Below are 257 nucleotides of genomic sequence, written 5' to 3'. Positions count from 1 at the left end.
CAGGTCCACGTCCACCACCACGCGCTTGCCAGACTGGACATAGGCTCGGGCGGCTTTCACCGCGTCGTGCGCACTCCGGCGCGGCCTGAACCCGTGGCTGTGTTCGCTGAAGGTGGGATCGATCAGCAGCTGCAGCACTTGCAGCAATGCCTGCTGGATCAGCCGGTCCGTTACCGTCGGGATGCCGAGCTCGCGCTGGCTGCCGTCCGGCTTGGGGATCATCACTCGCCGTACCGGCTTGGCCGGTACTTGCCTGC

1 pseudogene is annotated in these 257 nt (G+C 66.5%); it reads right to left on the bottom strand.

Going from position 1 to position 257, the window contains the following annotated elements:
* Positions 1-257 (bottom strand): annotated as a pseudogene (locus ACG02S_RS26340) (reverse transcriptase domain-containing protein); the annotation flags it as partial.

The sequence above is a fragment of the Pelomonas dachongensis genome, assembly GCF_043555865.1.
GTDB classification, from domain to species: Bacteria; Pseudomonadota; Gammaproteobacteria; order Burkholderiales; family Burkholderiaceae_C; genus Pelomonas; species Pelomonas dachongensis.
This window is presented reverse-complemented; position numbering and strand designations above follow the sequence as displayed.